Here is a 13,312-nt window from a genome sequence, read left to right as displayed (position 1 = left end):
GGGCGTACCGCGGCTCCCGCGCGGCCGCATGCGTCACTGGAAGAGGAATCCTGCCCATGATGATCCGTTGGTTGTGCTCTGTCCTGCGCGTGCGTGGCAAAGCCGACCTACTCCTGGTGTTCCTGTTCGGCGCCAGCTTCGCGGCACTGCCCGTGTTCGCGCTGCTGCCGTCGCTCTGGGGCTTCGCCGCGGCGTCGGCCGTGAGTTATCTCACGGACGAGATGCTGCACTCCCGGGCTCCCGGGTTCATCCGCAGGCTCGCCTCGCTGCAGATGACCCGCACCATGCGGTTCGCGGCCCGGACGGCGATGCTGCTCGCCCTCGCCGAGCGGATGAACGCCCCGGAGCTGCTGCTGGTCGCCGCGCTGGCCGTGTTCACCGTGCACTTCGCGATCATGATGCTGTACTCGGCGGTGCACCGGATCATCCGGGCGCGGCGGACCCTGCCGGTCATCGTGCGCAACCTCGACATGAGCGGCGCAGGCATCCCGAAGCAGCCGCCGGCCCTGCTCTACCGGCGGTTCCTGCGCAAGCTGCTCCACCTCGACCTGCCCGGCCACGCGGCGCTGGTGGCCGCGCTGGCCATCGGGACCTGGACGGTGGCGTACGCCGGTTTCGCGCTGACCATCGGACTGTCGGTGCTGGCGCTGGCGGCGCTGCTGTGGCAGTTGCGCCGGGTGCGCCGGATGCCCACGCCGGACGACGTGATCGCCGCGCTCAACGGGCAACTGGCCGACTACCGGCCCCAGGTGGCGCTCTACTTCAGCTTCGCCGCGGTCTCCCGGGACTTCATGTACCAGGTCAACATGTGGATCGAGACGCTGGAGCGGCTCGACCTGCGCCCGCTGATCGTGCTGCGCGAGCGCCCCTCGTTCCGCTTCCTGAGCCGCACCTGGATACCCGTGGTCTGCGTGCCCAAGGCGGACGACGTGGCCAAGCTGGACCTGTCCGAGGTGCGGGTGGTCCTCTACCCCGGCAACGCCGGCAAGAACGTGCACATGCTGCGCATCGCCGAGGCCAAGCACGTCTTCATCGGCCACGGCGACAGCGACAAGCTCGCCAGCAGCAACCGCGTCAGCAAGGTCTACGACGAGATCTGGGTGGCCGGCCGGGCCGGCCGCGACCGCTACCAGCGCGTCCGGCACGCCATCAGCGACAAGGCCATCGTCGAGGTGGGCCGCCCGCAGCTCGCCCCGATCCGGCTGCACGCCGACCACGTGCCCGGCCCGGAGCCGGTCGTGCTGTACGCCCCGACCTGGGAGGGCTGGAGCGACGACGACTGCCACACCTCGCTGATCCCGATGGGCGTGACCCTGGTCGAGCGGCTCCTCGCGGAGAACGTCCGGGTCATCTACAAGCCGCACCCGCTCACCGGCAAGCGCTCCCGCGAGGCCGCCGAGGCGGACGCCGCGATCCGGGAACTGCTCCGCACCGACAACGAGCGGCACGGGGGCGCCGCGGCCGAGGCCGCGATCGCCGCCGCCCAGTTGCGGCTGAAGGAGATCCAGACCCGGCTCGACGAACTGGCCGGCCGGCTCGACGGCGACGACGCCCAGCAGACCCGCGACGCCCGCGTCCCCGACCGGGACGGCGCGGCCGAGTGGCAGGCCCTGAACGACGAGTGGCACCGCGTCTTCTGGGAGAGCCGCAGCGGCGTCCGGCACCACATCATCCGCAAGCGCCTGCCCAGCCTGTACGAGTGCTTCAACCAGGCCGACATGCTGATCAGCGACGTCTCCTCGGTGGTCGCCGACTTCGTCGCCAGCCTCAAGCCGTACGTCCTGACCAACGCCCACGACCTGCCCGACGAGGACTTCCGGGCCGCGTACACCACCGCGGGCGGCGCCTATCTGCTGGACCGCGACTGCACCCGGCTGCCGGAGATCCTGCGGTCGGTGCGCGAGCCGCGGCACGACCCGATGGCCCCGCACCGCCGCACGCTCAAGGAGTACGTGCTCGGCCCGGACCGCCCCACCTCCATGGAGCGGTTCAACGCGGCGGCCCTCGCCCTGGCCGAGCGGGCCGCCCGGGAGCTGGCGGAGGACGCCGGCGAGGGACTGCCCCGGCTGACCATCCCCTCGCAGCGCACCGACTCGGACAACATCGCCGAGTCGGCCGAGGTCTCGGCCCTGCACCAGACGGACCGCACCGACCCGGCCGAGCAGACCGACCCGGCGGACCTCGCCGGACTGGTGGACCCGGCCGGCTGAGCCAGACGGCCCCGCCGCGCGAAACGGCCCCGCCGCACCGGAGGAACCGGTGCGGCGGGGCCGGAGCGCGTCCGCCGGTCCGCTACTTGGCGGAGAGCCGCTTCATCAGACGGCCGGCCTTTCCGGGGCGGTTGTCCGCCGCCCGCGCCTCGAGGGCGGCCAGCCGCTTTTCCGTGGCCTTCTTCACCGCGGCGAGTTCCGCTTCCAGTTTCCTGATCCGGCCGGCCTGCGCGGCGGCCTTCTTCTCGACCCGCGCGGCATGCGCGGCGACGTCCTTGTTCTGCTCGCGGAGCAGGGTGATGCGGAACAGCAGGTCGTCCTGGTCCACGGTTTCCGGACGCCGGTAGGGCGCGGTGAATTCGGTGGCGGCGACCTTCTTGTCGTACGCCTCGCCGCCGTCACCGTGCTCGTAGGTGTTTTCCAGGCCGTTCCTCGTCATGAAGTCGAGCAGGCGCCGGAAACCCTCGTCGTAGTGCTCGTTGAATGCCGTGTAATCGGTCTCCGCGTAGAGGTCGGCGACCTCGGTGTCCGGGCGCAGCTCGGTCAGCGGCCGGTGCGGGATGTGGTGGTAGCGGGAGAGTTCCAGCGTCCGGGAGTCGTGGGCGAAGACGAACGCCGGGGTGCCGGCCACCAGCGCGGCGATGTTGCCGTGGATGCGGGTGCCGAGCGCGAAGTCGTAGCCGGCCAGCGTGTCGATCCAACTGTGCGGCTCCAGCGGCACGCACACGTCGGCGGAGCGGATCAGCGGGTGCGAGGCGAGGTCGGGCATCGGCATGCTCTGCCCGGCCGCGATCGAGGTGTCGCCCCAGAACAGCGTCTGGAGGTCCCGGCCCTCCTGCGCGAAGTACGTCAGGTCCGGGAACTGCCGCAGGATGGCGGCGTTCAGCTTGGAGGCGAGCCCGGAGTTGGCCAGCCGCAGCGCGGTGGACAGGGCGATCCGGGGGTTGTCCGGCAGCGACCGGCCCGCCGTGTGGTCGATCCGGAAGCCGGGGCCGCGCAGGAAGGTGGAGGGGCAGCCGATGACGTCGACGCCCTGGAAGCCCAGCTCGTTGAGGTAGCGCTGGGTGAACTCGCCGCGGACGCCGATGGAGGCGGAGCGGTCCAGGACCGCGCCGATGAACCGCTTGACGGCGTCGTTGACGGGGCTGAGGTAGGAGGTGTCGTTGTCCAGGGTCGCCTGGGCGCCGACGCCGAGGACGACCACCGGCACCTTCAGCCTGCCGACCACGTCGGCCAGGATGTTCAGGTGCGGTACGAACTTCTTCTTGAAGGCGTTCGCCATCGGGATGACGAACACGTCACAGGAGTCGTTGATCCGGTCCGCGTCCTCGACGGTGAGGTCCCGGAAATGCTTGGTGTCCACCTGTATCTCGGTGCGGCCCGGCACCGAAAGGTGCTTGTAGGCCGCGTTGGTGTACATCAGGTTTCCGACGTTGCCCCGAATGCTGTTGCGTACCAGGGTGCTTTCCACCGAGGGCACGTCGAACGGGTTGTTGCCGGCCTGGATCAGGATGCGTTTCATGTGATCCTCTGCTTGACGTGGACGAGAAGTCGCGACGGAGCAGAGGCGGAATCAACGTGTTGGCAGTCGCATGGATACAGTCCAACATTCCCCAACTACTGCGACCATCAGCGGGGATCCTAGCATGAACGTTCGGTGAACGGTCGGTCGCTTTTGTCCGTCCGATTTCCCTCCCTTGAGTACGCGCGGCCCGTCGGACGTATCGACATGTGCGGGCCCCTGCCGGGGGCCGGGCGGGGTGTGCCGCCGGAAGGGGAGTGGAGGAGCGGATGAGGGTGACCCGAGCGATGCTCATGGCGGGGCTGGTGCTGGTGGCAGGCTGCTCGGCCGGCGCGGACGGCGGGACGGCCGGGCCGGAGACGGCCACGGGCAGCCTGGAGCACCTGGCCGCCGAGGCGCGGTGCGAGCCGGACCTGCGGACCGACGCCGACGAGATCCGCCAGGCGATCTGCGCCGACGGCGAGGAGACGTACGTCCTCGCCACCTTCGCCACCGACCGCGGCCAGCGCGAGTGGATCGACACCGCCAAGGACTACGGCGGTTACTACCTGGTCGGCCGCAAGTGGGTCGCGGTCGGCCACCGGGACGTGGTGGCCGGCCTGCGCGACCGGCTCGGCGGCACGCTGGAGGAGGGCACCCGGCACGGGACGGACCACGCCGGGCACCAGGGCTGACGACCCCGCGGGGCCGGTGGCGGAAGCTCCCGCCACCGGCCCCGGGGTGGGGGGACGGCCGGTGCGGACTAGTCGCAGTCCGCACCGCTGTTGACGCACCGGACGACCTCGTCCATCAGCTCCTCGTCCATGACGTTGATGAAGTCGTTGTGGTCGGTGACCGGCTTGTGCAACTGCTCCGGGAAGCCGTCCACCGCGTACGGGTTGCGCACCCGTCCGTTCCGCACGGCCGGGGCCGGCACGTCGTACACCAGGCGGATCTGCAACTGCGGGATGGCCTGGAAGCCGTTCGGGCAGCTCCCGTCCGGCCGGACGAAGGCGACGTGGTCGCGGTGGTTGGCGCTGTCGATGTTCCGGCCGTCCCAGCAGCTCTGGAAGTTGGCCGTGCGCACCACCTGGCTGCCGTCCGGGCAGATCGGGTACTTGTCGGTGAGCCGGCGGTCCTCGAAGCCGGTGCAGCTCCACGCGGTGTTGGCGTTGGCCAGGCCGTTGGTGAACGCCTTGGCGTCGCCGGTGATGATCCGCAGGAACTTCGGCATCGCGACGACATCGCCCCGCTTGTTCCCGACGAACCTGATCTCGGCCTCCCGGGCCTTGAGGATCTTGCCGACGTTGCCCTCGGCACCGCCGCCGAGGTCACCGGCGTCGAACTCCGCGGTGCCGTCCTGGAGCCGCAGCACCGGCCAGTAGTACGTCGACCGGTCGCCCTGGTTCCGGCAGGAGGTGGCGGCGCCCGCGAGGTCCTGGTCGCTGGCGAAGGCGGTGTTGCCCTGGTTGCCGACGTAGTCGTGGGTGTGGTGGGCGCCGTTGTCGACACCGGGGGCGACGATGATGTTGTCGCTGTTGAACAGGTTGTTCTCGTTGACCCCGCACCGGGTGGTGAACGAGCCCGTGGACCCGCTGTCGCCGTCGGCGGCCAGCCCGTTCGGCAGGCCCCCGGCGCCGGGTTCGACGGTGGTGATGTCGACGAAGTCACCGGCGACCGGGCCCGCGGCCCCGTTGCCGTTTCCGTTGTCACCGGGGTTCTGCCCGCCGCCGTTCTGCCCGCCGCCGTTCTGGCCGCCGCCGTTGCCGTCCGGCCGGCCGGCGCCCATGCCCTTGCACCCGGCGAACCGGCCCAGGCCCTTCGGGGCGGTGCCGCCCACCCGGCGGATGTCGGTCCCGATCCGCTCCAGGGCCGCGCTGCGCTGGGATTTCAGCGGCCCGAGGATCGCGTTGCGCACGAAGTCCGGGTCGCCGGACTGCGCCTGGCGGGTCGACGCCAGCCTGGCGTACGCCTCGGTGATCTGCTGGTCCAGTCGCGCCAGCTCCCGGTCCACGCCGGCGCGCGCCCCCCGGGGCACGTTCCGCAGTCTCTGGCCGACGTCCGGGCACTTGATCGTGGCGATCTGAGCGCCGGCCGCCCGGGTCCGGTGCTGCGACGGGCCCGGCTCATGGGCCGACGCGTAGAAGTTGGCCCAGACCAGCCCGCCCCCGCCGAGCGCCAGGGCCGCCGCCCCGGCCAGGGCCTTGGTGACCGGTGACGTACGGCGTTTCCGTGTGTTGCGTCCCATGGAACTCCTCTGACTTCCTTGCGGGCAGCGAGGCGCCCGACAGGAGTGAAGCGGCGCCCTTCCATACGCGGGGCGCCCCACGGGTGTTCAGCCGTCACGGCGATCGCCGCCGGGGCGTCACTCCCGGCCGTGGTCGAGGTAGGCCAGGACCGCCAGGACCCGCCGGTTGTCGTCGTCCGAGACCTCCAGGCCGAGCTTGGCGAAGATGTTCGCGGTGTGCTTGGCGACCGCGCGCTCGGTGACGACCAGCCGCCCGGCGATCGCCGCGTTGGTCCGGCCCTGCGCCATCAGCTCCAGCACCTCCCGCTCCCGGGGCGTCAGCCGCGCCAGCGGCCGGCTCTCCGCCCCGCGCCGGCTTAGCAACTGCTGGATGACCTGCGGATCCATCGCCGTACCGCCCGCCGCGACCCGGCGTACGGCGTCCACGAACTGGTCCGCGTCGAAGACCCGGTCCTTCAGCAGGTACCCGACCCCGCCGCCGCCGTCGGCCAGCAGTTCCCGCGCGTAGAGCTGCTCCACGTGCTGGGAGAGCACCAGCACCGGCATCCCGGGCCGCTCCTGGCGGGCCCGCAGCGCGCACTGCAGGCCCTCGTCGGTGTGCGTGGGCGGCAGGCGGACGTCGACCACGGCGACGTCCGGGTCGAGTTCGGCCAGCGCCCGGGTCAGCTCGGGGCCGGACTCGACGGCCGCGGCGATCTGGAAGCCGTGCGCCTCCAGCAGCCGGGCCAGCCCGTCGCGCAGCAGGAAGAGGTCTTCGGCTAGGACAACGCGCAAGGGATCTCCATGGTGACCATGGTGGGGCCGCCCGCGGGGGAGCCGACGGCGAGGACGCCGTCGAATGTACCGAGCCGGCGTTCGACCCCGGACAGCCCCGACCCGGCGCCGATCACCGCCCCGCCCCGGCCGTTGTCGGTGACCGCGATCCGCAGGAACCCGTCGGTGTGGTGCAGGTCGACCCAGATCCGGTCGGCGCCGGAGTGCTTCACGGCGTTGGTGAGGACCTCGCTGACCGCGAAGTACGCGGCCGACTCCACCGGCGCTCCGGCCCGGCCGGGCAGTTCCACGGTGACCTCGGTGGTGACCGGCAGGCGCAGGGCGAGGGCCCGCACGGCGTCGCCCAGGCCGCGTTCGGCGAGGACCGGCGGGTGGATGCCGCGCACCAGGTCCCGCAGTTCGTCCAGGGCGTCGGCGGAGGACCGGCGGGCCCGCGCCAGCACCTGCCGGGCCTGCTCCGGGTCCTTGTCGAGCAGCGCCTCGGCGGTGCCCAGGTCCATGCCCATGGCGATCAGCCGGGCCTGCGCCCCGTCGTGCAGGTCCCGTTCGATCCGGCGCAGTTCGGCCGCGGAGGTGTCCACCGCGTCCCGCCGGGTCTCGGTCAGCACCCGGACCCGCTCGGCGAGTTCGCCCGATCCGGAGCCGAGCACGGCCCGGGTGAGCAGGAAGTGGCCGCGCAGCAGCGCCGGTACCAGCAGGTACGCCGCCACCAGCAGCGCGGCCGCCAGCGCGGCGGCGCCCAGCGCGGCCGCCTGCCCGGTGACCCGTACGAACCCGTACCAGTAGCTGTCCGGCAGCACCCGCCACAGTCCGGCGGCGATGGCGAAGCCCTCCAGCGGGTAGAGCAGCAGCGCGGCGGGCAGCAGCGCGGTGCCGAAGCCCGCCGTCATGTCCACCACCAGCCAGCACAGATCCCGCCAGGTCGCCGGGTCGCCGAGCATCCCGAAGGTGCGGGCCCAGGGGTTGGCGCCCTGCGGCAGCGGCCGGTACGCCCGCGGGATGCGCACCCCGCCCCACTCGGCGGCGAGCACCCGCCGCCGGTCCGCGAAGGCCCGTACGCCGGTCAGCACATAGGGGGTGGTGACCAGGCCGACCCCGATCGGGATCAGCGCGATGGACACCGCGGCCAGGACGAAGCACACCACCGCCCCCGGCAGGCTGATCAGGGCCAGCGCCAGTCCCCGTACGCCCGCCACCGCCACGGTCCGGGTGCGTGGGCCGCGGTCGCCGTCGCGTTCGTCGATGCTCATGGGCCCAGTCTGGCCGGACGCCGGGCGCGGGTCACGGGGCCGGGCCCCCGGCCGGGGGTGGTGTCAGGTACACCCCCCGGCCGGGGCGCGGCTCAACGCCCGGTGGGCGGCGTGTACTTGTAGCCGACGCGGCGCACGGTCTGGATGGCACCCCGGTGCTCGGCGCCCAGCTTGCGGCGGAGCCGGGCGATGTGCACGTCGACGGTGCGGCCGTCGCCCACGTGCCCGTAGCCCCACACCGTGGTGACCAACTGGTCGCGGGTGTGCACCCGGTGCGGATGGGCGACGAGATGGGCGAGCAGCTCGAACTCCAGGTACGTCAGATCCAGTTGCCGCCCGTCGACCGAGGCGGTGCGCCGGACGGTGTCCACCCGCACCAGCGCGTCACCGGCGTCGGCCCGGTCCGCCGGGTGGTCGGCCACCGCCACCGGCGGGAACGGCGACTGCTGGTCGGCGGGGACCAGCACCAGGTAGCCGATCATCGGCGGCTGCCCCGGCAGGACGGGCAGGGCGTGCTGCGGGGCGGGCAGCCAGGTGGCGCCCGGGGGCAGGAGGTCCGCCACGTCCACGACCTCGTCGCGGTCGACGGCCCGGAGCCGGTGCCGGGCGCCGTGCGCGGCGGGGGAGGTGGTCAGGGACGGGGCGGAGGACAGGGAACGGGTGGTCGCCATGAGAGGTCAGCTCTTTCGCGCGAGAGGTTCGTCGGGGAAGGCGACGTGCGCGAGTTCGTGGTCGGGCGCGTCGCGGGACGTACGTCGTGCGCGCTGCCCGGAGGCCGGGGTACGGCTTCAGCGGGCCCGCGCGGTCAGCGCGCGGCAACACACCCGGTCGAAGTCGTGGTGCTGACGGGACGGCCAGAACGGCTGAAGGTCGTGGCGACCTGTCGCGGTGTGCTTCTGGATGCCGGCCATGCGTCCATTAGAACAGACACCGGCCTCCGGCAGCAGCCTCCTCTCACTGCGTGGACGCCCGGACAGGCCCGGGGGACGCGCGAAGGGGCGTCCACCGCGGTGGTGGACGCCCCTTGTGTCCGGGTGGCGGGGAGGCTCAGACCTGGCCGGCCTTCTCCAGCGCGGTGCAGCAGGTGTCGACGAGCAGCCGCGTCACCACGTACGGGTCGACGTTGGCGTTGGGGCGGCGGTCCTCGATGTAGCCCTTGCCGTCCTTCTCGACCTGCCAGGGGATGCGGACCGAGGCGCCGCGGTCGGAGACACCGTAGGAGTACTCGTTCCACGGGGCGGTCTCGTGCAGGCCGGTGAGGCGGTCGTCGATGCCGGCGCCGTAGTTCTTCACGTGATCCAGCGGCTTGGAGCCCTCGCCGAGCGCCTCGGCGGCGGTGATGATCGCCTCGTAGCTCTCGCGCATCGCCTTGGTGGAGAAGTTGGTGTGCGCGCCCGCGCCGTTCCAGTCGCCCTTGACCGGCTTGGGGTCGAGGGTGGCGGCGATGTCGTGGTCCTCGGCGGTGCGGTAGAGCAGCCAGCGGGCCACCCACAGGTGGTCGGCGACCTCCAGCGGGGGCACGGGGCCGACCTGGAACTCCCACTGGCCGGGCATGACCTCGGCGTTGATGCCGGAGATGGCCAGGCCCGCGGCGAGGCAGTTGTCGAGGTGCGCCTCGACGACCTCGCGGCCGAAGATCTCGTCGGCGCCGACACCGCAGTAGTAGCCGCCCTGCGGGGCCGGGAAGCCGCCCTTGGGGAAGCCGAGCGGGTAGCCGTCCTTGAAGAACGTGTACTCCTGCTCGATGCCGAAGATCGGCTCCTGGGCGGCGAACCGCTCGGCGACCTCGGCCAGCGCGGCCCGGGTGTTGGTCGGGTGCGGGGCCATGTCCGTGGTGAGGACCTCGCAGAGCACCAGCACGTCGTCGCCGCCGCGGATCGGGTCCGGGCAGGTGAAGACCGGCTTGAGCACGCAGTCCGAGGCGTGGCCCTCGGCCTGGTTGGTGGAGGACCCGTCGAAGCCCCAGATCGGCAGCGCGTCCAGACCGGCGGGCGCGCCCGCGATGATCCTGGTCTTGGAGCGGAGCTTGGCCGTCGGCGCGGTGCCGTCGATCCAGATGTACTCAGCCTTGAAGGTCACGGGCCACATCCTTCGGGGGTGGGTCGGGGCGCGCTCACGGGTGCGGCGGCGCTGCGGCACCGGAGCACCGCCTCGATACCCGGCAGCCTGTCAACAGGCGGTTTCCCGGCCATTGCCCAGGTGTGAACCCGGTGTTACCTGGTGATGATGTGGCCCACGACATGGTGTGAGGGCGGTGGGAGCGGGGAGCACGGCCCGGTCTTCGAAGGCGGGGAGCACGGCCCCGTCTCCGGAGGCGGGGGGCCCGCCGGGGTCTCGTATGCGATGCGGAAGCGGGCCCCCGCCGTGCCCCCGCCGTGCCCCCGCCGTGCCCCCGCCGTGCCGCTACCGGGACAGCGCGTCCCGGACCGCCTCCTCGGTGCGGGCGACCACCGCCGTGCCGTCGTCCGCGGTGATGATCGGACGCTGGATCAGCTTCGGGTGCTCGGCGAGCGCGGTGACCCAGTGGTCGCGCGCCGCGGCGTCCCGGGGCCAGTCCTTCAGCCCGAGTTCCTTCGCGGCCGGTTCCTGGGTGCGGGTGATGTCCCACGGTTCCAGGCCGAGCCGGTCCAGGACGGCACGGATCTCGTCCTCGCTGGGCACGTCCTCCAGATAGCGGCGGACGGTGTAGTCGGCGCCCTCGGCGTCGAGCAGGCTGATCGCGCTGCGGCACTTCGAACAGGCCGGGTTGATCCAGATCTCCATGCCGTCACGCTATCCGGGAACCCGCGCGACTCGTTCTCCCCCTGCGCCCCGGTACCCCCTAGGGCCCTGCTGGCCAGGGGCTTTTGTCAGTGCCCGGCAGTAAAATAGAAGCAGTGTTCGAGGGTGTCGCCGGGGTCGCCGGCCGACGCCCTGACCGCGACAGGAGGATGCCCGTGCCCGCTGCCGCACTCCGGCCGAAGCCGAACCGCAAGCCGTCGCCCACCCAGTCCACCGCCAAGCGGCCCGTCCTGCTCGACCTGCCGTACGCGCCCGTGGAGAAGCGCCCGCTGCCCGCGGGCCGCCCCCGCGAGTGGTACGTCTCGCACAACCGCCGGCTCAAGGCCATGCGCCTGGCCATCGCCCTGCTGGACTCCGGTGTCTATCTGCCGGGCCAGGCCCGCAACGAGACGATCCGCAGCACCGCGCAGACCATCGGCGTGCATCCCCCGTCGGACACCACCTGCCACATGGTGCGCGCGCTGATGCGCTACTCCCGCTGAACCGGCGTCAGCCCCGGGCCGCCGGGTGCCCCCGCGCACGAGCGCGCGGGGGCACCCGGCGCTACGCGGACAGCTCCTTCTCCAGCGGTGTCCGGAATCTCGGGGTCACCCGGGCCGTGCCCACCCAGCCCCGCAGCCGCTCCGCCGCCGCGGCGATCGCGGCCTCGGCCTCGCGGCCCACGCCGGTCCGGTCCAGGACCCGCCAGACGATCTCCCCGCCGGGCCGCTGCGCCCAGCCGCCGATCACCCGGCCGTCCCACCACACCGTCGGTCCCACGTTGCCGCTGCGGTCGAACAGCGCGGGGCGCAGCTCCGGGGCCAGGTACCAGTCCCGCCGCTGCCAGCCCATCGCCGTCGGGTCCAGGGCCGGCAGCAGCGCCGCCCAGGGCTCCCCGGACCCCGCGACCGGGCCGTCGTCACCGGCGACGACGTACCCCGGGCCCTCGTCCAGCGTCACCGGGCGCGCGCCGATCGCGCCGAGCGCCCGCCGCACCTCGGTGACCCGCCACCCGGTCCACCACTTCAGGTCGGCCTCGGTCGCCGGGCCGCACGCGGTCAGCCAGCGGCGCAGCAACTCCGCCTGCGCCGCCGCCGGTTCCAGCGGGGCGTGCGCGGGGGCGAGCGCCCAGCGGAACTGGCTCGACGTCCACGATCCCAGCGGCCGGCCGCGCACCACCCTGCCCTCCACGCCGAGCACCTTCAGCAGCCGGGTGGAGACGGTGTGCACGCCCTCGTAGCGCTTGCCGGCCGCATAGGCGAACCGCTCCCGCAACCGGGGCTCGTCCTCGGCCAGTTCGGCCGCCGTCGCCTGGCCGCGCCGGGCCAGCGCGGCCAGCGCCGACTCCTCGACCTCCTTCAGCCAGGCCGCGTCCGGCGCCCCGGCCGCCGCCATGTCCTTGAGCAGCGCGGCCCGCTCCCGGGCGGCCACCGCGAGGCCGGTGGAGGCGTGCACCACCGCGGTCAGCCCGGCGGGGAAGACGAAGACGGTGTGCCGCATCCCGTGCATCCGGACCAGCGAGCGGTCCTCGTACAGCGCGCGCTCGGTGGCCCGCACCGTCTCCGCCGGGTCCGCCAGCCGGGCGCCTATGGCCAGGTGCACGGTGGCCGGGTCGGTGCCGTGCAGCGCCGTCAGGGCGTCCGCGACCTGCTCGGGCCGCGCCGCCCGCGCCCCCGGCGCCAGCAGGTGTCTGAGCCCCAGCCGGGCCCGCCGCTCCGCCACGTCGATGTACCGCTGCCCGCCGCCCACACCGGCCTCCGTCCCGTCGTCGGACCGTCCCTGTGCGCCCATCGTGCCGGACGGCACCGACAACGGGCCCCGGGCGCCCGCCCCGCCCCGGAAATACGGGTGCGTCACGCCGGTGCGCGTCCCTACGCTGAACGGGCCGGGCCCGGCGTCCTTGTCCGCACCGTCCAGGGAAGGCAGGTGATGGTCACATGGTCACGATCGTGCTGTCCGGGGCCGTCGTCCTGGTGGTCCTGGGGTTCGGGGACCCGATCTGGTGGCTCGCCGCCGCCGCGCTGCTCGGCCTCTACGTCCGCCTGGGCCGGGACCGCTCGGCCGGGTCCTCCCCGACGACCGGGACACCGGCCGGCGGCGGTACGCCGACCTCGTACCGGGCCTACCGCGAGCGCCGCGACCAGCAGGCCCGCTGGGAGCGCCGCTACCGCCGGGAGCGCCCGTTCGAGGCCCGCCGCCAGGAGCGGCAGAAGATCAAGTGAGCAGAGGGGCGCCCGGTCCCGGACCGGGCGCCCCCTTCCCGCTCAGTACGGCGCCCGGAACTCCAGATACCCCAGCAGGACGATCACGCCGGCCACGCAGCCGAGGACCACGGCGGTCGAGACCCAGGAGGAGCGGCGCGGGCGGACCGGGTCGGGGTCGGCGCGGAAGGGGACGGGCGCGGGCGGGTTCTCCTTCCAGCGGGCGGCGAGCATCCGGGCGCGGGCGGAGGGTTCCTTGTGCGCGGCCTCCTCGGCCCACCTCAGGTCGAACTCCCGCTCCTGGTCGTCCCGTTCGGACATGTCCGGTCCCTTCCCCCGTCCTCTGGTCGAACAACCGTGCCAGTAAA

The 13,312-nt window shown here is 72.9% G+C and carries 14 protein-coding genes; 4 read left to right on the top strand and 10 right to left on the bottom strand.

Annotation, left to right across the window (positions count from 1 at the left end; all coding sequences use genetic code 11):
• The first annotated feature begins 89 nt into the window (after positions 1-89).
• On the top strand, positions 90-2,210 hold the full coding sequence (locus IE316_RS00270) for a CDP-glycerol glycerophosphotransferase family protein (RefSeq protein WP_229910130.1): 2,121 nt from the start codon (positions 90-92) through the stop codon (positions 2,208-2,210).
• An 82-nt stretch (positions 2,211-2,292) separates the two neighbouring features.
• Here IE316_RS00270 and IE316_RS00265 read toward each other — a convergent pair whose 3' ends face one another.
• Complete coding sequence (locus tag IE316_RS00265) at positions 2,293-3,732, bottom strand: polysaccharide pyruvyl transferase family protein (RefSeq protein ID WP_190202008.1); 1,440 nt, start codon at positions 3,730-3,732, stop codon at positions 2,293-2,295.
• Positions 3,733-4,001: 269 nt separating this feature from the next.
• Here IE316_RS00265 and IE316_RS00260 point away from each other — a divergent pair, with 269 nt between their 5' ends.
• On the top strand, positions 4,002-4,406 hold the full coding sequence (locus IE316_RS00260) for a hypothetical protein (protein WP_190202007.1): 405 nt from the start codon (positions 4,002-4,004) through the stop codon (positions 4,404-4,406).
• 68 nt (positions 4,407-4,474) lie between these two features.
• Here IE316_RS00260 and IE316_RS00255 read toward each other — a convergent pair whose 3' ends face one another.
• The 7 genes from IE316_RS00255 to IE316_RS00230 form a co-directional block, all read right to left on the bottom strand.
• Positions 4,475-5,959: a DUF1996 domain-containing protein gene (locus IE316_RS00255; RefSeq protein WP_190202006.1), complete on the bottom strand. Its 1,485-nt coding sequence runs from the start codon at positions 5,957-5,959 to the stop codon at positions 4,475-4,477.
• A gap of 117 nt (positions 5,960-6,076) precedes the next feature.
• Complete coding sequence (locus IE316_RS00250; protein ID WP_190202005.1) at positions 6,077-6,733, bottom strand: response regulator; 657 nt, start codon at positions 6,731-6,733, stop codon at positions 6,077-6,079.
• On the bottom strand, positions 6,718-7,983 hold the full coding sequence (locus IE316_RS00245; protein ID WP_190202004.1) for a sensor histidine kinase: 1,266 nt from the start codon (positions 7,981-7,983) through the stop codon (positions 6,718-6,720). The genes IE316_RS00250 and IE316_RS00245 overlap by 16 nt, the downstream gene beginning before the upstream one ends.
• Positions 7,984-8,075: 92 nt before the next feature.
• The gene (locus tag IE316_RS00240; protein ID WP_190202003.1) at positions 8,076-8,654 is read right to left on the bottom strand and encodes a winged helix-turn-helix domain-containing protein; all 579 of its coding nucleotides are present in this window, start codon (positions 8,652-8,654) and stop codon (positions 8,076-8,078) included.
• A 117-nt stretch (positions 8,655-8,771) separates the two neighbouring features.
• On the bottom strand, positions 8,772-8,894 hold the full coding sequence (locus IE316_RS35855) for a hypothetical protein (RefSeq protein WP_268257621.1): 123 nt from the start codon (positions 8,892-8,894) through the stop codon (positions 8,772-8,774).
• A 136-nt stretch (positions 8,895-9,030) separates the two neighbouring features.
• The gene (gene glnII, locus IE316_RS00235) at positions 9,031-10,062 is read right to left on the bottom strand and encodes a glutamine synthetase (protein WP_190202002.1); all 1,032 of its coding nucleotides are present in this window, start codon (positions 10,060-10,062) and stop codon (positions 9,031-9,033) included.
• Between the two features lie 324 nt (positions 10,063-10,386).
• Positions 10,387-10,746 (bottom strand): arsenate reductase family protein, encoded by a 360-nt coding sequence (locus tag IE316_RS00230; RefSeq protein WP_190202001.1) that lies wholly within the window; start codon positions 10,744-10,746, stop codon positions 10,387-10,389.
• Between the two features lie 173 nt (positions 10,747-10,919).
• Between IE316_RS00230 and IE316_RS00225 the strand changes: the two genes are divergently transcribed.
• A complete protein-coding gene (locus IE316_RS00225; protein WP_190202000.1) occupies positions 10,920-11,246 on the top strand; it encodes a hypothetical protein in 327 nt (108 codons plus the stop codon).
• Positions 11,247-11,307: 61 nt separating this feature from the next.
• Here the strand turns inward: IE316_RS00225 and IE316_RS00220 are convergent, their stop codons facing one another.
• Positions 11,308-12,534 (bottom strand): winged helix DNA-binding domain-containing protein, encoded by a 1,227-nt coding sequence (locus tag IE316_RS00220; protein ID WP_190202709.1) that lies wholly within the window; start codon positions 12,532-12,534, stop codon positions 11,308-11,310.
• 146 nt (positions 12,535-12,680) lie between these two features.
• On the opposite strand from IE316_RS00220, the gene IE316_RS00215 reads away from it, so the two are divergent.
• Complete coding sequence (locus IE316_RS00215) at positions 12,681-12,965, top strand: hypothetical protein (RefSeq protein ID WP_190201999.1); 285 nt, start codon at positions 12,681-12,683, stop codon at positions 12,963-12,965.
• Between the two features lie 42 nt (positions 12,966-13,007).
• Here IE316_RS00215 and IE316_RS00210 read toward each other — a convergent pair whose 3' ends face one another.
• Positions 13,008-13,265 carry an SCO2583/SCO2584 N-terminal domain-containing protein gene (locus IE316_RS00210; protein ID WP_190201998.1) on the bottom strand — a complete coding sequence of 86 codons (258 nt, stop codon included), beginning with the start codon at positions 13,263-13,265 and terminating at the stop codon, positions 13,008-13,010.
• Positions 13,266-13,312 lie beyond the last annotated feature (47 nt).

The organism is Streptomyces fumanus (assembly GCF_014655295.1).
GTDB lineage: Bacteria > Actinomycetota > Actinomycetes > Streptomycetales > Streptomycetaceae > Streptomyces > Streptomyces fumanus.
This window is presented reverse-complemented; position numbering and strand designations above follow the sequence as displayed.

Coding starts and splice junctions, on each gene's coding strand:
- IE316_RS00265 (WP_190202008.1), bottom strand. CDS start 3,732: ATGAAACGCATCCTGATCCAGGCCGGCAACAACCCGTTCGACGTGCCC.
- IE316_RS00260 (WP_190202007.1), top strand. CDS start 4,002: ATGAGGGTGACCCGAGCGATGCTCATGGCGGGGCTGGTGCTGGTGGCA.
- IE316_RS00255 (WP_190202006.1), bottom strand. CDS start 5,959: ATGGGACGCAACACACGGAAACGCCGTACGTCACCGGTCACCAAGGCC.
- IE316_RS00245 (WP_190202004.1), bottom strand. CDS start 7,983: ATGAGCATCGACGAACGCGACGGCGACCGCGGCCCACGCACCCGGACC.
- IE316_RS00240 (WP_190202003.1), bottom strand. CDS start 8,654: ATGGCGACCACCCGTTCCCTGTCCTCCGCCCCGTCCCTGACCACCTCC.
- IE316_RS35855 (WP_268257621.1), bottom strand. CDS start 8,894: ATGGCCGGCATCCAGAAGCACACCGCGACAGGTCGCCACGACCTTCAG.
- IE316_RS00230 (WP_190202001.1), bottom strand. CDS start 10,746: ATGGAGATCTGGATCAACCCGGCCTGTTCGAAGTGCCGCAGCGCGATC.
- IE316_RS00220 (WP_190202709.1), bottom strand. CDS start 12,534: ATGGGCGCACAGGGACGGTCCGACGACGGGACGGAGGCCGGTGTGGGC.
- IE316_RS00215 (WP_190201999.1), top strand. CDS start 12,681: ATGGTCACGATCGTGCTGTCCGGGGCCGTCGTCCTGGTGGTCCTGGGG.
- IE316_RS00210 (WP_190201998.1), bottom strand. CDS start 13,265: ATGTCCGAACGGGACGACCAGGAGCGGGAGTTCGACCTGAGGTGGGCC.